This is a genomic window from Acinetobacter sp. GQ146 (genome assembly GCF_059758585.1).
Map to the genome: position 1 here is coordinate 42,800 of NZ_JCAXDV010000007.1, position 21,094 is coordinate 63,893.

A 21,094-nucleotide genomic window follows, 5' to 3' on the forward strand; every position below is an offset into this window, starting at 1 on the left:
TAATCATTAATTATATACGGCAATTTGCTTAACTCAATCTTTTCAGTCACAGGAAGTTGGCATGAATACGATCATCTCCCCAATTGATGGAACCGAGCCTCATCAAGACTATATTACTCTTTTCAAAGAAAAGAGCGCTTATGAAACAGAGATTAACACTGCATGGCGCCGTGCCGAATCAGAATGTGTTGAAAATCTACTTGAGCATAGCAAAATTTCAGACGAATTGAATACTCGTATTCAAGACCTCGCATTTAACCTTGCGCATACTTTACGTGAGCGTAAAAGCTCTGCGGGTAAAGCAGGTATTGTTCAAGGCTTATTACAAGAGTTCTCTTTATCTTCTCAAGAAGGTATTGCCCTCATGTGCCTTGCTGAAGCGTTATTACGTATTCCAGATACTGCTACACGCGATTTGTTAATCCGTGACAAAATCAACCAAGGTAACTGGAAAGACCACGTTGGTCAAAGCAACCTGATGTTCGTTAATGCCGCTGCGTGGGGCTTAATGTTAACAGGTAAGCTGATGGAAACTCCTCAGCAAGCCAGCCTTTCTAGCATGCTTACGGGCTTAATTGCACGTAGTGGTCGTGGCATCATTCGTAAAGCCGTTGACGTTGCAATGCGTATGATGGGTGAGCAGTTCGTAACTGGCGAAACCATTAAAGAAGCGTTAAGCAATGCTGAACGTCTTGAAGACAAAGGTTTCCGCTATTCATACGATATGTTAGGTGAAGCTGCGTTAACGGATCACGATGCTGAGCGTTATTATGATGATTACACCAACGCCATTCATGCGATTGGTCAAGCATCTAAAGATAAAGACGTTTACAGCGGTCCTGGTATCTCAATCAAGCTTTCTGCATTACATCCGCGTTACCAACGTTCACAAACTGAACGTGTACATAACGAACTTTACGGTAAAGTACTTGAATTGGCGCGTTTGGCAAAAGGCTACAACATCGGTTTAAACATCGATGCTGAAGAATCTGAACGCTTAGAGCTTTCTCTTGAGCTATTAGAGCGTCTTTGCTTTGAGCCTGAATTGGCGGATTGGAAAGGTATTGGCTTTGTCATTCAAGCGTACCAAAAACGTTGTTTCTACGTTGTAGATTATATTGTTGATCTAGCGAAACGTAGCAATAAGCGTCTTATGATCCGTTTAGTTAAAGGTGCGTATTGGGACAGCGAAATCAAGAAAGCACAAATTGAAGGTATGACAGACTACCCTGTATTTACACGTAAAGTGCATACAGACTTGTCTTATATCGCATGTGCTCGAAAATTATTGGCTGCGCCAGAACAAATTTATCCGCAATTTGCAACGCATAATGCACAGACTGTTGCGACAATTTACGAATTGGCAGATCCTGCGAAATATTACGTCGGTCAATACGAATTCCAATGCTTACACGGCATGGGTGAGCCTTTATACGAACAAGTAGTTGGTCCAAAATCTGAAAACAAATTGGATATCCCTTGCCGTATTTATGCGCCAGTAGGTACGCATGAAACTTTATTGGCTTACTTAGTACGTCGTTTACTCGAAAATGGTGCAAACACATCATTCGTAAACCGTATTGCTGATAAGAGCTTGAAGATTCAAGACCTGATCGAAAACCCGCGTGAATCGATCTTAACTGCTGCGAAACAAGAAAAAGCGGTTGGCTTAAAACACCCAGCAATTCCATTACCTAAGAATTTGTATGGTGCATTACGCCAAAACTCTTCAGGTGTTGACTTAGCCAATGACAGCGAATTGTTAAGCTTAGACAAAACTGTTCAAGGTCTTATGTCACAGCAATGGTCTGCACAAGCGATGGGTCCTGGTTTAGCAGAAATTACTGCCGCTGCTGAAGTTGCCGTGATTAACCCTGCTGTGCATAGCGATCAAGTCGGTAGCGTGAAAGAAGCTTCTGCTGAACACGTCAACTTGGCACTGAGCAATGCTGCAACTGCACAAGCGGCTTGGGTAAACACTCCGAAAAATGAACGTGCTGCATGTTTAAACCGTGCTGCCGACATTATGGAAAGTCGCATCCAAGAGCTCATGGTCTTGTTATGCCGTGAAAGTGGTAAAACTTATGCCAATGCGATTGCTGAAGTGCGTGAAGCCGTTGACTTCTTACGTTACTACGCTGCTCAAAGCACGAATTTACCTGCAAATGCACAAATTGAGTCATTAGGTACTGTTTTATGTATTAGCCCATGGAACTTCCCGCTTGCGATTTTCAGCGGTCAGATCTCTGCTGCACTTGTAGCAGGTAACACGGTGATTGCTAAACCAGCTGAACAAACTCCGCTTATTGCAGCATTGGCCATCCAAATGCTTTGGGAAGCCGGTGTTCCAGAAGCCGTTGTACAGTTAATTCCAGGACGCGGTGAAACCGTTGGTGCGCAATTAAGTGCTGACCCACGTGTTCAAGGTATTATGTTCACTGGTTCTACTGAAGTTGCCAAAATTCTTCAGAAAACTGTTGCAAAACGCTTAGGCTCAAATGGTCAACCGATTCCGTTAATTGCGGAGACTGGTGGTCAAAATGCCATGATTGTTGACTCATCTGCATTAACTGAACAAGTGATTCTCGATGTTGTGAACTCGGCGTATGACAGTGCTGGTCAACGTTGTTCTGCCCTTCGTATTCTTTGTGTACAAGAAGACAATGCTGAAAGCGTAATTCGCATGCTGAAAGGTGCAATGCAGCAATTAACCGTGGGTAATCCTGCTCTGTTAAAAACTGACATTGGTCCAGTAATTGATGCTGAAGCACAAACCAATATCCAGAACCACATCCAAAAGATGCGTGGCAAAGGTTATACGGTTCACCAATTCATGCGCAACGACAATGCTGATGCGAGCTTAACTCAAGGTACATTCATTCCACCTACGTTGATTGAATTGCCGAACTTAAACGACCTAGAGCGTGAAGTATTTGGTCCTGTATTACACATCATCCGTTACCCACAAGGTAATGTGAAATCTGTAGTCGATCAAATCAATGCGAAAGGCTACGGCTTAACCATGGGTCTACATACACGTATTGATGAAACCATCAACACTGTAATTAACACTTCTGAAGTGGGTAACTTGTATATCAACCGCAACATCGTTGGTGCTGTTGTTGGCGTACAACCTTTCGGTGGTGAAGGTCTATCTGGTACGGGTCCTAAAGCGGGTGGTCCATTATACCTTTACCGTTTAATGCAAGAATGTAGCGCGAAACAGTTAAGTACACCTTTTGCGACAGGCAAAGTGTTACAACCAGCACCGAAAAATGAAGTGTATGAACAGTTTAGCGCTTGGGTGAAAAAGCAGTTCCCACAAGTGAAATTGCCTCAAGTTCCTGCACTTGCTTCTGGTCAAGTGTATGAATTGAATGGTCCTACAGGTGAAAGCAACCAATACACGATTGTTGCTCGTCACTGTGTATTGTCTCTTGCAGAGCAAGAACAAGACCAATTGGTGCAATTAAATGCAATCTTTGCAGTGGGTAGTAAAGCAGCTGTATTGGCAGACAATGTCTTTGCATTGAAGCATATGTCTTCTATGCCTAAAGTCGTTGCTAATCAATTCAAAGTCATCAACAGCATTGCGACTGGTGAGTTTGATGCGGTACTGCACCACGGTACAACCACACAAGTTCTAGAGTTGCAAACTGCGATTGCACAGCGTCCAGGTGCGATTGTAGGTATTACTCACTTACAACCTGCTGAACAAGACATTCCTGTTGAGCGCCTTGTAATTGAACGTGCCATCAGTATTAACACTGCTGCTGCAGGTGGTAATGCTAGCTTAATGACCTTGAACTAAGGTTAAAAGCATCCTGTTAGGGGCATATATTTCCCTTACCAAGCCATTACTGGTCTAATGGCTTGGTTTCTTTTTTTATAAGCGATCATTTTTGCTTTGCTAGATTCATCTCACAATCACCCTGTATTTTCTATATTTTCATGCAGAGTTGCTGAATTCACTTAGTCTTCTCCTGCAAACTTTGTTACCATCCCTGTTTTCTACGTTTTATGATTTTTGACTGCATATGACTTCATCTTATCAGCAACAACTTGATGCCAAAGTTGAACGTATTTCTGCGCAATTTGCCGAATTCAATCCCCCATCTCTTTCTGTATTCGCATCCCCTGAACAGCATTATCGTATGCGCGCAGAGTTTCGTATTTGGCATACTGATGACGATATGTTCTATGCCATGTTTGAACGCGATGAACAACAACAAAAACAAGTCATTCGTATTGATGAGTTCCCAGTTGCCGATGCGCACATTAATCAACTCATGCCAGTACTTTTGTCAGAATTAAAAAGTGATGAGGCCCTGTCCAAGCGCCTGTTTGAAGTGCATTTCTTAGCGACTTTAAAAGGTGAAATGCTGGTTTCACTGATTTATCGCTGCCCACTCAATGAACAATGGCAAGTCTTGGCCAAACAACTTGCAGAAAAACTCAAGATTAAAATTATTGGTCGTAGCCGCGGTCAAAAGCTCGTGCTTTCTGATGAGTTTGTAGTTGAAGTACTCCAAGTTTTTGAGCGTAAATATCAGTACAAACAAATCGAAAGTAGCTTTACCCAGCCGAATGCTCAAGTTTGCCAAAAAATGTTGGAATGGGCTTGTGATGCCGCGGGTCACTCAAACAAAGACCTGCTTGAACTCTACTGTGGTAACGGGAACTTCACCCTGCCTTTGTCGACTCGCTTTAAGCGTGTGTTAGCCACTGAACTTGCCAAATCTTCTGTATATGCAGCGCAATGGAACATCGAGCAAAATAACATTGATAACATTCAGGTCGCTCGCCTTTCTGCCGAAGAGTTTACTCAAGCCTACAATGGTGAACGTGAATTTAGACGTCTACAAGAAGCTGAAATTGAAATTAGCAGTTATGATTTTGATACCGTTTTCGTTGATCCACCGCGTGCAGGGATTGATGATGAAACCTTGAAGCTGCTGCAACGCTTTGAACGGATCATTTATATCTCGTGTAATCCCGATACCCTCTATGACAATTTGAAGCTTTTGACACAAACCCACAAAGTCACAAAGTTCGCATTATTTGATCAGTTCCCTTATACCCACCATGTTGAATCTGGGGTATTACTGGAAAAATTGTAAACAATTTTCCAATGTTAAAAACTGGGTCCTCAAGCCATTAAAATCAACCGCTTGAGGATTTTTTTATAGAAATAAATCAGTTAATTTCACCACTTTTATGCATGTGTCATAAAAACGTTAAACTGCGCCATTATGATTGAAATTTTGCGTGTTTAACTGCTGCTTTTATCACTCATGTAGACTTGCATTATTTATAGAATTGGCTATATTTCGTTCTATGTTATTCATGAATGAAGGCTCTATGAGTTTTTGGCAAAAATTGTTTACTGCACCTCAGCAGTTGAATGAGCATAAAAATCAAATCGCTTGTATCGAAAATGATTGCTCATGCAAAACCGACGAACAACTGTTAAATGCTCTTGCAAAAGCGACTGATGATGATGTCATTATAGGCATTAAGCGTGTACTCGCTTCACGCGGTTATAGTCGTAAAGAGCTGAATGAAATTACCCGCTCACCATTACAGTAAGCGCAGATTTCACAGATACAAAAAAGCATTGGCCGAAAACCAATGCTTTTTTATTGTGGCGATTATTGTGAATTAGAATGACATGCTTGATCATCAATATAAGCCAGCATTGGACCTAGGCGATGGGTTTGCGTATTTTGCGATGGTTCAGACAAATAGACAGCTGAAACAGATCCATCTAAATATAAAGCCTGCTCCAGTTCCAAATCATCTCGCATAAAACTGGCTAAGGTATAAAAATTCACAGATTGCTCTGTCAGCACAAAATACAATGTTTGGGATTTAATCCCCACGGCATTGCGTAATTTAAGTGAATCTGACTGCGGTATAAATATAGGATTAATCTGCTTATTTATGATGAGCATTGGACCCGATTGAGTGGCATAGTCCGCTTTAAATTTACGTTTCGTATATTGAGAAGTACTTAAGATTATTGCCTGCTTAGCGTTCCAAGCGAAAACACCATTAGGCTGTAAATAGAAATTTCCCCAACCATGATCTCGATTGATAGGAAATAGCTTTTTCTTGTTTTCAATATATAGGCCTACTGGATGGTAGGTTGAGTGAAACATGCCTGCATTCATGGCAAATGTCATCTGCTCGCAGGATTTTAGCTGATTTGCAATTTGACTGAAGTCATTCACTGGCGTTTCATCATTCTGTTCATTCAACATTAAACGAAGCTTGCTTAAATCATCCACTTCAATAACTGTGTAATTGTAATCATAATGTCGCGTATAGCTTTTCACCTGAGCCAATACGTTTATAGACATTAAGCTACCAATAAGCATTACGACCAGTTGTAGCACCTGTCTTACTCTTATATCCATATGAATTACGACACTTTGACCACTTAGCTTCTATTTTATTGCTTTTTGTAGCATTCGCATGCAACTAATCGCGTATCTCCACAATTCTAAGTAGACTACATGCTAATATACATGTGTAACTTTATTAGTTAAACGTCGCAATGCATCAGCAAAAAAAACGGTTTCCTATTGGAGCACATCTTGTTGTTAAACATTTCGCCTACTCCCATCACGGGATTTATATTGGGCGTGGACGTGTTATCCATTATTCAGGTTTTGCTCACTTTTTTAAAAAGCGACCGATTGAAATCACCACGCTAGAACAATTCTGTCATGGCAAAAAAATTAACGTCATTGACTATCAGCAGCCTAAATATTCAGGTCGCAAAGTGGTTCGTCGCATGCGTTCTCGCATGAAAGAAAATCACTATCATTTAATTATGAACAACTGCGAACATCTCTGTACTTGGGCAATTACCGGCGTAGAAAGCAGCCCGCAAGTGGTCAGAATGATGAATCGACTCACAACAATCGGTTATGTGAGTTCTATTATGAGCTATATGAACAGCATGCTATTAACCGTGACCACAACTTGCTTTGCGCTTGCGCTGTATATTAAAAAGAAATTACGCGACAAGGCAAAAATGCATACCCAAACTTATTTGTTCTTTAAAGATCAAGAGCATAAAAACCGTTAACACCTTGAGGACATTTCAGTCTCAGAATAAATTCAAAATATCTTAGCCAGCCGTATTCATAAATTTTGGCATAGCAATAAAAAAAGCCCCGAATCTAAACCTCGGGGCTTTTTTATATGGTGAATAAATGAATTATTTACCCGGTTTAAAACTGTCTTTTAAGTCCAAAATACGGTTAAACACAGGCTTTTCTGCGCTATGGTCATAACGATCAGCCACGAAATAACCTTCACGTTCAAACTGGAAGCGTTGTTCAGGCTCAGCTTGCGCTAGTGCAGGCTCAATAACCGCTTGAACAACTTGTAATGATTCTGGATTCAGATTCGCTAGGAAATCATCGGTTGCATCTGGTGCAGATTCGGTGAATAAACGGTCATAGATCCGAACTTCAGCAGGAATACCTTGGGTTGCAGATACCCAGTGAATTACCCCTTTGACTTTACGCCCTTCAGGGTTTTTACCCAACGTTTCAGGATCGATCGAACATTTCAATTCAACCACTTCACCGTTTTCATCCTTAATGATTTCATCACATTTAATCACATAAGCATGACGTAAACGCACTTCGCCTTCAGGTACTAAACGCTTGAAGCCTTTTGGTGGAATTTCTTCAAAATCTTTACGGTCAATATAGATTTCAGAAGTTAATGGAATCACACGTTCACCCATATCGACATTTGGATGACGCGCATGTACCAAGTCCAATGCTTCTGGTAAGTTGGTTAAAGTCACTTTCAGTGGATTCAATACCGCCATACCACGACCCGCAGTATTTTCTAGCGATTGACGGATACAGAATTCAAGCATGGCCACATCAACAATACCATCGGTCTTCGACACACCTACACGCTTACAGAAATCACGTAAACCTTCAGGGGTAAAACCACGACGGCGCATACCGACTACGGTTGGCATACGTGGGTCATCCCAACCATTCACATATCCACCTTCAACCAATTTACGTAATTTACGTTTAGAGGTAATGGTGTAATCAATATTTAAACGGCTCGATTCGTACTGACGTGGAACAGCTGGCGAATGTACCTTCTCAATCACCCAGTCATAGAATGGACGGTGGTCTTGGAATTCCAAAGTACATAAAGAGTGCGTAATCCCTTCAATCGCATCAGACAATGGATGCGCATAGTCATACATTGGATACATTTTCCACTTATCACCTGTTTGGTGATGTTCAGAATGTAAAACACGGTAAAGAATTGGATCACGCATATGCACATTTGGCGATGCCATATCAATTTTGGCACGTAACACCGCTTGTCCTTCACCCAACTCACCATTACGCATTTTTTCAAAGCGTTCGAGGTTTTCAGCAACCGTAGTATCACGATAAGGCGAGTTTTTGCCCGGCTCAACAAAGTTACCACGATTTAATTTAATTTCTTCAGGTGATTGTAAATCGACATAAGCATCCCCCTGTTCAATCAATTGCACAGCCCACGCGTATAACTGATCAAAATAGCCCGATGCATAACGTGGTTCGTCTTTCCACTCAAAACCTAACCACTTCACATCGTTGGCAATACCATCTACATATTCTTGTTCTTCGGCATCTGGGTTGGTATCGTCAAAACGTAGGTTACAATACCCACCAAATTCTTCAGCAATACCAAAATTTAAGCAAATTGCTTTGACATGACCAATATGTAAATAACCATTCGGCTCTGGCGGGAAACGCGTGACTACTGTTTGCGTACGTCCTGACGCTAAATCATCAGTAATGACTTGACGTACAAAATCCAAGCCAGGCTGTTGTTCTTGCTGCGCAGCATCGACAGAGGCATGATTACTTGGTGTCGGGTTATTTGGCAGAGATGCAACAACATCATTTGGCTTCATAGTAGATAGATCACTTCTAAAAATAAAAAACAGGATATTTTAAACGCAATTTCAGTATTTTTAACAAAGAAATGTACGTTTTTACTTGCCTTGTAGTTTACAGTTTGCTTATGCTTCTCTCAACCAAAAACCCATGGCTTTTATGTCCATGTTAAGGAGATTACACAATGAGTTTTCCTCAAGTCGAATTAAACACCAATAAAGGTCGTATTGTTCTTGAGCTTAACGCTGAAAAAGCACCTAAAACAGTGGCTAACTTTTTAGAATATGTTCGTGACGGTTTCTATGACGGCGTAATTTTCCACCGTGTGATTGATGGTTTCATGATCCAAGGTGGCGGCATGGATGAAAACTTCAAAGAAAAAGCAACTCGTGACTCAATTGAGAACGAAGCAGACAACGGTTTGAGCAACGATGTGGGTACAATCGCAATGGCGCGTACTCAAGCACCTCACTCTGCATCTGCGCAGTTCTTCATTAACGTGAAAAACAACTCTTTCCTTAACCACACTGGTAAAACAGCGCAAGGTTGGGGCTATGCCGTATTTGGTAAAGTAACTGAAGGTCTTGACGTTGTAGATGCAATCAAAGGCGTTCGTACGGGTAACCGTGGCTACCACGCTGACGTTCCTTTAGAAAACGTTGTAATTGAATCTGCAAAAATCATTTCTGAATAATAATCCCTCCTAACCTCCCTTTTATAAGGGAGGAAAGTCCCTCTTTTTAAAGAGGGATTTAGGGAGATTAAAAGGAATACAGCGTGACCTATCTGTTTATTTCAGATTTACATTTGTCACCCGATCACCCTCGACTCGTTCGAGGGTTTTTCGCTTTGCTCAAAGAATTTCAAAACAAGCAGACGCAGCTCTATATTTTAGGGGATTGGTTTAATGCTTGGATTGGTGATGACTATTCTGCCCCTTGGTTAGATGAAATAGTCGCTGCTCTACAACAATTTCATGCTGCTGGGAATCAGATCTATTTCCAAGTCGGCAATCGGGATTTTGCCTTAGGTCAGAAGTTTTTAGATCAATTTAAGGGCATCTTGTTGCCAGATGATTATGTCTTAGAGATAAAGCAGCAAAAGTTCCTCCTTGAACATGGCGATGCCTTATGTACCGATGACATCGGCTATCAGCGTTTTAAAAAGATTATCCGCAACCCTTTGGTGCTGGGATTCTTACGTAAAACACCATTAAGTTTCCGTACCAAACTCGCCAACGGCTTCCGTAAAAAAAGCCATGCCGCACAGCAGTTTAAAAGCTATGAAGTGATGGATGTGAATCAACATGCTGTCGAGCAAGCACTTGCAGATGTTGATATTCTTATTCATGGTCACACTCATCGTGCTGCAATACATCACATACAGGGTAAAAAACGCATTGTTTTGGGCGACTGGAAGCAGGACGCTGCGCAAATTTTGGTGATTGACCCGACACAACAAGATGCTGAATTGCAGTTAACCACCTTTAGCTATTAAGCATTGACGCTTTCCCTGTGCATGTTGCTTCATTGCTACCTTGTTTAATAGCACTTCAGAATTAATAGCCGCCTTTCACCTGCACTTCTTCAGCACCCTTTTTATATCTAGACAATAAACTTCGGAGTCCATTCATCAATACGCTCGTGTCTACCCCAACAGCGACAAATTCTGTACCCAAATCAAGATATTGTTGTGTCACCTCATCGATAGTCGACAAAATACCGGCGGCTTTACCGGCTGCACGAATCTTCTGTATTGCAGCAATAACGGCCTTTTGCACTTCAGGATGATTCGGGTCACCCTGAAATCCCATGGTTGCCGATAAATCAACAGCCCCAATAAACACACCATCAATGCCGTCGATTTGAAGGATTTCATCCAAGTTATTTAAGCCTTGTACTGACTCAATTTGAATCAATAGACAGATTTGCTCATGCGCATGTGCATAATAATCTGGAATACTATTCCAACGCGTTGCACGCGCCAATGCAGCCCCCACTCCACGGATCCCTTCAGGCGGGTAGCGTACAGCTTTCACCATCAGCATCGCCTGTTCTACAGTTTCCACCATCGGAATAAGTAAGGTCTGCGCCCCAATATCCAATAATTGCTTAATTAATTGCACACTGCCAATGGGTGGACGGACCACTGCTTGCGAAGCGTAGGCCGCCATGCTTTGTAATTGCAATAAGGTTGTTCTAAGGTCACTCGGGGCATGTTCACCATCAATTAAAAGCCAGTCATAACCCGCATTTGCTACAATCTCGGTCGCATAGGCATCGGCTAAACCAACCCAAAGTCCGATTTGCTGTTGGCTTTTTAGTCTTTGTTTAAAATGGTTAATGGTGTCAGGCATCATGATGAACGTGATTTAAAGGGCATGATGATTAGTAAATCGGTTCGTCGCACAAATTACCAATATTGATTTTCGATCTTATGATCGCATTCAACACTTAATCCAACATCATAGGGCGGAAATCTAATGATCGAACACACTTTGACATAACTTAGTTGCACTATGCTTGAATCTGAACCATGAAAAGATTAATGTGAATATTCCGCTAAAAACAGCACTTCTTTAACTCGGAGCTATTTTCATGGATCTTTTGAATATTTCAAAAACTCGTTATACCACTAAGGCTTACGACCCTTCCAAGAAAATTCCGCAACCACAGTTTGATCGTCTACTTGAAATTTTACGCTTAACGCCATCGTCCATTAATATTCAGCCATGGCATTTTTTTATTGCAGATCACAGTGCCGCAAAAGAACGTATTGCTAAAGCTTTGGTCGGGAAATATGCCTACAATGCACCAAAGGTGTTAGATTCCTCCCACACCATTTTGTTTTGCACCAAAGCAGATATCACCGAAGAGCATCTTGAGAATTTATTGCATCGCGATGATCTGAGTGGTCGTTTTAAAGATGCAACAGCCAAACAGGGTCAAAAAGACAGCCGTACGGGGTATGTCAATTACTATCGCAATGAAAAAGGCGATATTCAGCGCTGGGCAGAGAATCAAACCTTTATTGCACTGGGACAAATTTTACTTGCCGCAGGCATTGAAAATATTGATGCCACACCAATTGGCGGTTTTGATGAAGACTTACTCGCGGAAGAGCTACAACTCACCGAACAAGGGCTGATTCCCTCTGTTCTTTTGACTCTGGGCTATCGTAGTGACGCTGACTTTAATGCCAAACTACCGAAATCACGCCTCAATCAAGAAGAAATTTTCACCCGATTGTAAAATTTGACCTGCACACTCATAGGGACAATCAATTTGTCCCTTTTTTAGGTCCAAAATTTGCTTGTTTAAAATACATTTTCACTTTTTACAGAGGTCGGTCATGTCGAATTTAGTACAACTTCCGATTAAATTTGAGTGTAACCATTGTCAGCGCATCTATCTCTATCATTATGCCCACACTCCTTTACATGATCCGCGCTGTCCTGATTGTCAGCACACAGGCTTGTTAATGGGCGTTGCCGATAAAGTCGATTTATTCCGCTATCCAATGATGTTGCTCAACAGAATTATGAAACAGTCATGGCATAAGCTAAACAAAGCACACTCATAATTCCTAAGCCTAGACCAATACTGGTACTGGTTTTGAGTTTTTCCTTAAAGAATAGCAAACCACTCAATACCCCCAATATCACCACCATGATATTCATCCCTGCAAATACAATTGCAGGGGTATCTTTCAGCAACATATGCGCTTTAACGTAAAGTGCAATATTGGCAAAATTAAGTAGCCCTAAAAGTAAACCCAATGCAATATTTGGAATAGAACCCACACGTTTTGTGGTTAAAAGGATATATAACAGCGAAAATATAAAGGCGCAAATAAACATCAGGTTTAAAGCTACGGCAAATTGTACTCCCAAACCCGTGGTATATTTCAGTAAAATATCCACCAAGGCATAACCAACCCATACACTCGCCAAGTACAACATACCTGAAGAACTCGATCCGGATTGAGCATGATTATTACGATGGGAATACAGAATACATAGAACTGCTGTTATTCCGAGTCCAATGCCGAATAGTTTCAGTGCTCCAAACTGCTCATTAAAAATAAAATATGCTGCTCCGAGGGACAATACCACCGAAAGACGCTGCGCAACTTCTGTTTTGACAATCCCCGCTGTTTGTAAAGACTTAGACAAGCACAAGAACACACTGGGCAACAATAGACCGAGCGTCAAAATCAGCCACCACGGGGTATTTACCGGAGAGATATGCACAAGGTCTGGCTTAAACCAAAAGAAGCATAGAACACTCGCCACGGCATAATTCCAGCAAATCATTTGCATGGGATCAAAACCTTTACGCTTACAGATTTTCAGTAAGATTGACACCAGTACACTACACAGCGCAGCAGCAAGGATGAGTTGCATAACACCTTTTCCATTCTTATTATCAGTACAGCCATAAAAAAGCCCACATAGGTTATGTGGGCTTCAAATTATAAATAATTTGTGGAGCGATTATTTATAACGATCAACCATTTTCTCTAAAGAAATTGGACGAATTTTGTCTGCATTGCCCGCAGTACCAAATGCTTCGTAACGATCAACACAGATTTGTTTCATTGCATCTACAGTTTTTGCAAAGAATTTACGTGGATCGAATTCGCTTGGTTGCTCTGCCATCATACGACGCATCGCACCTGTAGAGGCTAAACGTAAGTCTGTATCAATGTTGATTTTACGCACACCATGTTTGATCGCTTCAACCAATTGCTCAACAGGAACACCGTAAGTTTCTTTGATGTCGCCGCCGTATTGGTTAATTACCGCCAACCATTCTTGTGGTACAGAGCTTGAGCCGTGCATTACAAGGTGGGTATTTGGAAGTGCCGCATGAATTTCTTTAATACGGTCAATCGCCAAAATATCCCCTGTCGGTGGGCGAGTAAATTTGTACGCACCATGTGAAGTCCCTACAGCAATCGCCAAAGCATCCACATTGGTATCGGCAACGAAGCTACGCGCTTCTTCAACCGAAGTCAGCAATTGAGAGTGGTCAAGAACGCCTTCAGCGCCTACGCCATCTTCTTCACCCGCCATACCTGTTTCAAGGCTACCTAAACAGCCAATTTCACCTTCTACAGAAACGCCACACGCATGCGCCATAGCAACTGTGCGACGAGTGACTTCAACGTTATAGTCGTAAGATGTTGGGGTTTTACCGTCTTCACCTAAAGAACCATCCATCATTACTGATGAAAAGCCAAGTTGAATTGAACGTTGACATACGTCTGGGCTTGTACCGTGATCTTGGTGCATAACCACTGGAATGTGCGGCCATTCTTCAATAGCAGCCAAAATTAAATGGCGTAAGAAAGGAGCGCCTGCATATTTGCGTGCACCTGCTGAAGCCTGAACGATTACAGGTGAGTTAGTTGCATCTGCAGCTAACATAATTGCGCGCATTTGTTCTAAGTTGTTTACGTTAAATGCTGGTACGCCGTAGCCATGCTCTGCAGCGTGGTCCAACAGCTGGCGCATAGAAATAAGTGCCATAGTGTCCTCCCAGGTAATGCGCCATATTCTACATGCTCATTAATTTCAATTCAGCAACTAAACACACTATTTAAAAAAAAATCCCTGCTTTTGCAGGGACTTTTCAACAAATTATGGCAATTTATTGTGCGGCAGCCTGAGAAGCTTCTGCTTCTGTCGCAGGAGTCGCTGCATCTGCATCAACATTCGCAATTTCTGCTGGTACGTCTGTGTTCTTTTCGTCCATAACAGGCTTGTCTAATGAATCAATTGCAGCTTGCTGTTCTGGCGATACTTTTTCTTCAACTGCCGCATCTGTTTTAGGTGCTTCATCTTTTTTTGCACATGCAGTTAAAGCCAATGGTGCGATTAATAAAGCAGCAAGTGTTAATTTTAGGTTCATCACATTATTCCTACAACAGGTGATTTAATGCCCATGATTTTATTTCAGATATGTGACAGTTTGATGACCTAAAGATGAATGCAATAAAAAAGGCTGACTGTCGTCAACCTTTTCATTTATTTCACCAAATGCGATGAATAAATTTTTTAAGCACGCTCTAAAAGCACTGCTACAGCTGGAAGTGTTTTGCCTTCAACAAACTCAAGGAAAGCACCACCGCCTGTAGAGATATAACCAATCTTGTCAGCCACTTCGTACTTATCAATCGCAGCTAAAGTGTCACCACCACCCGCAATTGAGAAACCTTCAGATTCAGCGATTGCCAATGAAAGTGTCTTAGTCCCTTCACCGAATTGATCGACTTCAAATACGCCTACTGGACCATTCCAAAGAATCGTTTTTGACGTTTTTAAAATTTCAGCAAATGCTTGTGCAGTTTCTGGACCTACGTCCAAAATCATGTCGTTATCAGCAACATCTTCAACTTTTTTCACCACAGCTTTTGCAGCCGCTAACGAACCCAAGAAATCATCAAAGTTGATTTCACTGGCATCAGCAACTACAACATCTGTTGGAAGCGGTACTGAGACTTTTGAAGCAATCGCTTTCGCCGTATCGATTAAATCATTTTCACATAATGATTTACCTACGTTGTAACCCGCTGCCGCCAAGAATGTGTTGGCAATACCACCACCTACAATCAATTGATCGCAAATGTCTGACAGTGAAGTTAAAACATCAAGCTTAGTCGATACTTTAGAACCCGCAACAATCGCTACCATTGGCTTTTCAGGTGTTTGTAAGGCACGACCTAAGGCATCAAGTTCAGCGGCAAGAAGTGGACCTGCTGCTGCAACTGGTGCTAAACGTGCAACACCTTCAGTTGATGCTTCCGCACGGTGAGCCGTACCAAAAGCGTCCATAACAAATACATCACAAAGTGCTGCATATTTTTGCGCCAATTCTGGGTTGTTTTTCTTTTCACCGAGGTTAAAACGGCAGTTTTCCAAAAGAACCACTTGACCCGCTGCAACGTCAACACCATCAAGGTAATCCGTCACTAACTGAACGTCTTGACCCAAAGCTTCAGTCAAATAAGCCGCCACTGGAGCTAATGATTGTTCAGCTTTTGGCTCACCTTCAACTGGGCGACCAAGGTGTGAATACACCATGACTGCTGCACCTTGTTCTAAAGCAGCTTTGATTGTCGGTAATGCCGCACGTAAACGTGCATCACTGGTAATCACACCGTTTTTAACAGGTACGTTTAAGTCTTCACGAATAAGAACTCGTTTACCTGCTAAATCAAGGTCAGTCATACGCTGAAAATTCATGTATAGCTCTCTGAATATATAAAATCGGCACGATTTTAAATGATTATGCAGAAAAAGGTTAGCTTCTTTTGTATAAAAGCTGCCGAAAGCGTCAGTTTTGATTATGATATTGAAAAGCCACAAATTGATTCATTGCTATGTCATTTCATCCAGATCCGCAAATTAACCGCTTGAACGTATTTGGCGAACCCTTAGCCAGTTGTTGTTTTGACCCGATTACGGGTTACTTCCGTAATGGGTTCTGTCATACCGCGACCACTGATTTAGGGCAACATACTGTCTGTGCACAAATGACATCCGAGTTTTTAAATTTTTCACAAAAAGTCGGCAATGACTTAATCACTCCAGTGCCTGAAGTAGGTTTTCCCGGCTTACAACCCGGTGATTTTTGGTGTATTTGTGTGACCCGCTGGGTTGAGGCTTATCAGGCTGGAATGGCTCCACCTATAAAAATTCATGCTTGTCATCAAGCCGTACTTTCTTATGTTCCTCTAAACGTACTAATGGATTACGCCATCTGATGAATACACATATCATTCTGGCTTCGAGCAGCCAAACCCGAAAAGATTTAATGGACCGCTTAAAGATCCAGTATGAATGTGTGGTCCCTGAAATTGACGAGTCGCCACAGGGTGAATTACATGCCGATGATCTAGCACGTCGTCTCGCCTTTGAAAAAGCCCATACCATTGCCCAAAAATACCCTGAATCTATTGTGATTGGTTCAGATCAAGTGGCTTGGCGTGAAGGCGCTCCTGATATTTTTATTGGTAAGCCATTGACCGAAGAAAAAGCGATTCGCCAACTTCAAGCCAATTCCGATAAGATTGTATATTTCAGTACAGCTTTAAGCGTTCAACAGCATTCGACTGGCTTTGAGCAAACACTGGTCGAACACTATAAAGTTAAATTTCGCAAACTGAGTCTGGCTGAAATTGAACGCTATGTGGCTGTAGAACAACCACTGCACTGTGCAGGTAGTTTTAAATGTGAGAGTTTAGGAATCAGTTTGTTTGAACAAATGATTGGGCAGGATCAAACCACTTTGATGGGTATGCCGATGATCCAGCTATGCCAAATTCTCCGTCAATTAAATATTTTAGTTCCTTAATTTAGGCTGTATTTTATGTCTCAAACTCTAGACGTTTTAGGCGGTATTACCGCAGAACAATTCCTTGCTGAATATTGGCAAAAGAAACCTTTGCTGGTTCGTAATGCTTTACCTGAGATTGTGAATATCTTAGAACCCAATGATGTGATGGAACTGGCTTTAGAAGAGCATGTCACGGCACGTTTAATTAAGCAAAAAGATAAAGATCCCAATCAGTGGTCAGTGAAGTCATCTCCGCTCATTAAAGGTGATTTCCAGAAAATGCCAAAATTGTGGACTTTACTGGTGCAGGCCGTTGATCATTACTCGTTTGACATTGCCGAACTCTGGAAAAAATTCCCTTTTATTCCACAATGGCGTCGCGATGACATTATGGTGTCTTACGCTCCTAAAGGCGGTTCTGTAGGTCAACATTTTGACTTCTACGATGTGTTTCTTGTTCAAGGCTATGGACATCGTCGTTGGCAGCTTGGACAAATGTGTGATGCCAATACTGAATTTGTTGCGGGTCAACCTCTTAAATTATTACCTGAAATGCAGGTTCATTTTGATGAAGTCCTAGCACCTGGTGATTTACTTTATGTCCCGCCCGGCCTCTCACATTATGGCGTTGCAGAAGATGACTGTCTCACCTTCTCTTTTGGTTTCCGTATGCCAAACATGGCGGACATGATGGATCGCATTAGCGACAAATTTGCCGAAAATACTTTCTTGAAGAATCCTCTGCTGGATATTCAAAGACAAACTCAAGCGCAAATCGGTGAAATTTCAAAATCCGAATTGAATTATCTAAAAACCTTATTACTTGAACGTTTACAGAACTCTAGCGAGCTTGATGCTGCGATTATGAGTTTAATGTCTGAGCCTAAATATCCAGACAACATTCCTGAGCCAGATGAAATTGAAGCGGATGATTTACGTGAAATTTTAGGCACAGGCTATGAAATTATGCTCGAACCTGCATCTCGCTTGCTTTATACCGAACAAGAGCAAGAGTTATTGTTCTGGGCCAATGGTGAACAGCTCTGTCTTTCCGAAGAGTTTTCTGCGCTTTTAAAGCAAATTGCAGATGGCAAGGTCTTGGCTTTTGATCAACACTTTGATCATGAGGAAATTTTGGAAGATATGGCTCAGCTCATGAATGATTCCATCTTGATGCTTCTGCCGCCAGCGGAAGAATAATCCAAAAAGCCCAAAGGTATTAAACGGTGTTTAATACCTTCTTTTTTATGAGCGTCATTTTATCTCCAATAAGGCCTGCACCACTGTTTTCCCCTTTTCAGAAGTCACCAATAATTCAGCACCCACACGTTCTAAACGCATTTTCATACTGCGAATCCCAATGCTCATCCCATTTTGAAAATTACTGGTGACATCAAATCCCACACCATCATCTTCAATGGTCAAAATGAGTTGCCTTTCATATGGAAACACCATTGAAACATTCACATGCTTTGCATGACTATGTTTAATCACATTAGTCAAACTCTCTTCCAAAACACGGATTAAGGTTAAGCATTGTAAAGCCGTTGGCACATAACCCCAGTTTTGCGGAAATGACCATTTGGACTCAATATCTAACTCATCCATCAGTTGACTAAAACGATGCCGAACAGGAGCTACCCATAAAATTGGATTTTCAGGTACACGCGATTCAAGGCTCGAACCACTATCAATGATTTGTCTTAGATCATCTCTCAACAGTTTTAAAATGGACAGAAACTGCTTATTGGACATATTGTGTTCTGCCTGATCCACAATAATCATGGAACGCACCAAGGAAGAGCCTAGACCATCATGTAAATCATGCGACAAATGTATCCGCTCTTGTAATCGCACATTTTCAAGTTCGAGTTTATGTTTCTCGTTCATACTCGAATATAAATCATGACTGACTTGATGAACTTTATCTTCCAAGCGTTGGTTAAACTTTTCTATACGACGCGTGTTACGTGCCAGTTTCACCCCTAAAATGAGCACCACAAAGAAGGTAATAATTGGCGATGTATAGGGTGATAAAGGCTTAATATCCTTATGTAAATCTGAACCCAACAAGACGGTATCAAACAAAGCACAAATTAGAATACCCGTTAGGCAGAGCAGTAAAAAAATATACTCTCGTTTTTTGGTTTTATAGGTGACATAACCCAAATAGAGATAGGTCAATACAAATAGCAGGATATAGAGCATGAAAATATTGATAAAAACCCTATCCAGCCACTCTACAGGGGTAAAGAAAATCAAGATTAATAAGATAAAGGTAATAAACCGAACTACACCTTCTATTTTTATAAACTTAACGCGAATAAAGCGTAATAAATAAGTACAAAAGCTCAGCATGTAAAGTATAAAAAAGCTGATGTTGGCCTGAACAGCCATGACCGTATTGGGGAATGGTTTGGTTTCAGTCACTAAAATATTAGAAATAAAGAGTACCCAAAGCACACAACTTAATGCAAACCAAGCAAAAGTGGTTTCCGAGCGCCTAAAAATCCAAATAGAAAAACACAACAGACCCAGCACAAGTGAAATAATAATATTGATTTCAAATAGTGTCCGTCGATTCCAGATTAACTGTTGCTGAAGGTCGTAAGCCGCCTGTACATTTTGAAATGAGATGGCTCCCAATCCAGCCTGTTGAAATGCATAGCCATACACATAGATTAAAATTTCATTCTCCCCTGCTCTTAAACTCGCAGGAGTAAGTACCCAATAACGCGGACTGTTCCAGCTTTTCGACAGCGGCTCTACTAAATTTTTATCGCGCCAAAGCAGGTTTCTGTTGAAATAGACAGCCCCAGCAGAATTCATATATTCCACGGTAAAGGCAAAGGATTGATTGAAGGTTCCAGAGGAACAGTCAGGTTTCCAACGTATTTTGTACCAAACACCACCGATGTAATCAGGTTCATGCATAGACCAGTTATCTGGTAAATCGACCTCCTTCCAACCCTGTTTAGGAATATGATGAAGGGAGTCTGTTCTCACAAACTGGATCGGCTGTACCTGAATTGAACACTTCGGGCTAATTGAAAAGTATGACTCTGCGGAAGCTTGCATTTGCATGCAAGCCAATGCAAGCATACACAAAATTCGCAGAATCACTTTCGTCATATAATGCCTAAAGTTCTAGCTGCACTGACTGCTTTGGTCCGTTTAGAAACCGAGAGTTTCCGATAAATGTGTTTGATGTGGCTTTCCACCGTATATCTCGAAACAAACAACTGCTCCGAAATTTCACGGTTACTTAAACCCTGCGCAACCAAATCTAAAATTTCTTTTTCACGGTTGGTTAAGGCCTCCATATCAGACGGAAGCTCTTCTTCACATTTATGCTGCGTTTCATCCCGCACTGCAATTTGCGCCAGAATCTCTCTGGCAATAAATGGATCGATTGGCGCACCGCCACGCAGAATGCTACGGATCGCAAGTAGTACTTCAGAGTCATCCCGCTCTTTGAGTACATAGCCTGTTGCACCCGCTTTAATCGCAGAAAAAAGACTAGATTGCGTACTCCAAGCCGAAATTACCAAAATCAATGCGGTGGCATCTCGTTCACGTAATTTTTCTATGAACTCTATACCATTGCCATCAGGCAAGCCCAGATCAACGAGCGCCAAAGAAATTGGTATTTCTTCCATCTTCTCAAATGCTTCTTTTAAATTAGAGACAAAATGTAATGTCTCGTTCTCGTAACCCAGTTCAGTTAAAATTATTCTTAAACGTTTTTGTATAATTGGTTCATCTTCCAGAATAACCACTGGTACTGGTAATACAGTTTCATTATCGTTCATGTAA

At 41.5% G+C, this 21,094-nt stretch carries 20 protein-coding genes; 11 read left to right on the forward strand and 9 right to left on the reverse strand.

Translation table 11 applies throughout. The features are described from left to right. The first annotated feature begins 61 nt into the window (after window positions 1–61). From putA to AC6CHI_RS11900, 3 genes are all read left to right on the forward strand, one after another. Window positions 62–3,811 (forward strand): trifunctional transcriptional regulator/proline dehydrogenase/L-glutamate gamma-semialdehyde dehydrogenase, encoded by a 3,750-nt coding sequence (gene putA, locus AC6CHI_RS11890; RefSeq protein WP_498121471.1) that lies wholly within the window; start codon window positions 62–64, stop codon window positions 3,809–3,811. 226 nt (window positions 3,812–4,037) lie between these two features. Next, window positions 4,038–5,120: a tRNA (uridine(54)-C5)-methyltransferase TrmA gene (gene trmA, locus AC6CHI_RS11895; protein ID WP_498121473.1), complete on the forward strand. Its 1,083-nt coding sequence runs from the start codon at window positions 4,038–4,040 to the stop codon at window positions 5,118–5,120. A 241-nt stretch (window positions 5,121–5,361) separates the two neighbouring features. Continuing rightward, complete coding sequence (locus AC6CHI_RS11900; RefSeq protein WP_498121475.1) at window positions 5,362–5,589, forward strand: hypothetical protein; 228 nt, start codon at window positions 5,362–5,364, stop codon at window positions 5,587–5,589. A gap of 62 nt (window positions 5,590–5,651) precedes the next feature. On the opposite strand, the gene AC6CHI_RS11905 is transcribed toward AC6CHI_RS11900, so the two are convergent. Beyond that, on the reverse strand, window positions 5,652–6,362 hold the full coding sequence (locus tag AC6CHI_RS11905; RefSeq protein ID WP_498121477.1) for a phosphodiester glycosidase family protein: 711 nt from the start codon (window positions 6,360–6,362) through the stop codon (window positions 5,652–5,654). Between the two features lie 197 nt (window positions 6,363–6,559). On the opposite strand from AC6CHI_RS11905, the gene AC6CHI_RS11910 reads away from it, so the two are divergent. Continuing rightward, window positions 6,560–7,096 carry a lecithin retinol acyltransferase family protein gene (locus AC6CHI_RS11910; protein WP_458892732.1) on the forward strand — a complete coding sequence of 179 codons (537 nt, stop codon included), beginning with the start codon at window positions 6,560–6,562 and terminating at the stop codon, window positions 7,094–7,096. Window positions 7,097–7,228: 132 nt separating this feature from the next. On the opposite strand, the gene AC6CHI_RS11915 is transcribed toward AC6CHI_RS11910, so the two are convergent. Further along, the gene (locus AC6CHI_RS11915) at window positions 7,229–8,953 is read right to left on the reverse strand and encodes a glutamine--tRNA ligase/YqeY domain fusion protein (RefSeq protein WP_498121479.1); all 1,725 of its coding nucleotides are present in this window, start codon (window positions 8,951–8,953) and stop codon (window positions 7,229–7,231) included. Between the two features lie 167 nt (window positions 8,954–9,120). Between AC6CHI_RS11915 and AC6CHI_RS11920 the strand changes: the two genes are divergently transcribed. Both AC6CHI_RS11920 and AC6CHI_RS11925 read left to right on the forward strand, forming a co-directional pair. Then, a complete protein-coding gene (locus AC6CHI_RS11920) occupies window positions 9,121–9,630 on the forward strand; it encodes a peptidylprolyl isomerase (protein WP_100241687.1) in 510 nt (169 codons plus the stop codon). A gap of 83 nt (window positions 9,631–9,713) precedes the next feature. After that, window positions 9,714–10,433, forward strand: a complete 720-nt coding sequence (locus AC6CHI_RS11925; RefSeq protein WP_498121481.1) for a UDP-2,3-diacylglucosamine diphosphatase — start codon at window positions 9,714–9,716, stop codon at window positions 10,431–10,433. Between the two features lie 61 nt (window positions 10,434–10,494). Here the strand turns inward: AC6CHI_RS11925 and hpaI are convergent, their stop codons facing one another. Then, window positions 10,495–11,292, reverse strand: coding sequence for a 4-hydroxy-2-oxoheptanedioate aldolase (gene hpaI / locus AC6CHI_RS11930; RefSeq protein WP_498121644.1), 798 nt, complete (start codon window positions 11,290–11,292; stop codon window positions 10,495–10,497). Between the two features lie 241 nt (window positions 11,293–11,533). Between hpaI and nfsB the strand changes: the two genes are divergently transcribed. Then, window positions 11,534–12,187 carry an oxygen-insensitive NAD(P)H nitroreductase gene (gene nfsB, locus AC6CHI_RS11935; RefSeq protein WP_498121483.1) on the forward strand — a complete coding sequence of 218 codons (654 nt, stop codon included), beginning with the start codon at window positions 11,534–11,536 and terminating at the stop codon, window positions 12,185–12,187. A 100-nt stretch (window positions 12,188–12,287) separates the two neighbouring features. Continuing rightward, the gene (locus AC6CHI_RS11940) at window positions 12,288–12,518 is read left to right on the forward strand and encodes a hypothetical protein (RefSeq protein WP_498121485.1); all 231 of its coding nucleotides are present in this window, start codon (window positions 12,288–12,290) and stop codon (window positions 12,516–12,518) included. Here the strand turns inward: AC6CHI_RS11940 and AC6CHI_RS11945 are convergent. From AC6CHI_RS11945 to AC6CHI_RS11960, 4 genes are all read right to left on the reverse strand, one after another. Next, window positions 12,475–13,341: an EamA family transporter gene (locus tag AC6CHI_RS11945; RefSeq protein ID WP_498121486.1), complete on the reverse strand. Its 867-nt coding sequence runs from the start codon at window positions 13,339–13,341 to the stop codon at window positions 12,475–12,477. The genes AC6CHI_RS11940 and AC6CHI_RS11945 overlap by 44 nt on opposite strands. Window positions 13,342–13,431: 90 nt before the next feature. Next, a complete protein-coding gene (fba, locus tag AC6CHI_RS11950; RefSeq protein ID WP_458892739.1) occupies window positions 13,432–14,469 on the reverse strand; it encodes a class II fructose-bisphosphate aldolase in 1,038 nt (345 codons plus the stop codon). A gap of 121 nt (window positions 14,470–14,590) precedes the next feature. Then, complete coding sequence (locus AC6CHI_RS11955) at window positions 14,591–14,851, reverse strand: hypothetical protein (RefSeq protein ID WP_498121488.1); 261 nt, start codon at window positions 14,849–14,851, stop codon at window positions 14,591–14,593. Window positions 14,852–14,997: 146 nt separating this feature from the next. Then, entirely contained in the window at window positions 14,998–16,185 is a 1,188-nt protein-coding gene (locus tag AC6CHI_RS11960; protein WP_498121490.1) for a phosphoglycerate kinase, read from the reverse strand. Between the two features lie 137 nt (window positions 16,186–16,322). On the opposite strand from AC6CHI_RS11960, the gene AC6CHI_RS11965 reads away from it, so the two are divergent. Genes AC6CHI_RS11965 through AC6CHI_RS11975 form a run of 3 tightly spaced genes read left to right on the forward strand, consistent with a single transcriptional unit; the run spans window position 16,323 to window position 18,478 of the window. Then, window positions 16,323–16,706 carry a DUF2237 family protein gene (locus tag AC6CHI_RS11965; RefSeq protein ID WP_458892742.1) on the forward strand — a complete coding sequence of 128 codons (384 nt, stop codon included), beginning with the start codon at window positions 16,323–16,325 and terminating at the stop codon, window positions 16,704–16,706. Further along, window positions 16,706–17,296 carry a Maf family protein gene (locus AC6CHI_RS11970; RefSeq protein ID WP_498121492.1) on the forward strand — a complete coding sequence of 197 codons (591 nt, stop codon included), beginning with the start codon at window positions 16,706–16,708 and terminating at the stop codon, window positions 17,294–17,296. The genes AC6CHI_RS11965 and AC6CHI_RS11970 overlap by 1 nt, the downstream gene beginning before the upstream one ends. Window positions 17,297–17,311: 15 nt before the next feature. Then, window positions 17,312–18,478, forward strand: a complete 1,167-nt coding sequence (locus AC6CHI_RS11975; protein ID WP_498121494.1) for a ribosomal protein uL16 3-hydroxylase — start codon at window positions 17,312–17,314, stop codon at window positions 18,476–18,478. 54 nt (window positions 18,479–18,532) lie between these two features. On the opposite strand, the gene AC6CHI_RS11980 is transcribed toward AC6CHI_RS11975, so the two are convergent. Together AC6CHI_RS11980 and AC6CHI_RS11985 are read right to left on the reverse strand one after the other, a co-directional pair. Next, on the reverse strand, window positions 18,533–20,410 hold the full coding sequence (locus tag AC6CHI_RS11980) for a sensor histidine kinase (RefSeq protein ID WP_498121496.1): 1,878 nt from the start codon (window positions 20,408–20,410) through the stop codon (window positions 18,533–18,535). Beyond that, a complete protein-coding gene (locus tag AC6CHI_RS11985) occupies window positions 20,407–21,090 on the reverse strand; it encodes a LuxR C-terminal-related transcriptional regulator (RefSeq protein WP_498121498.1) in 684 nt (227 codons plus the stop codon). Before AC6CHI_RS11985 ends, AC6CHI_RS11980 begins: the two co-directional genes overlap by 4 nt. Between the last annotated feature and the right edge of the window lie 4 nt (window positions 21,091–21,094).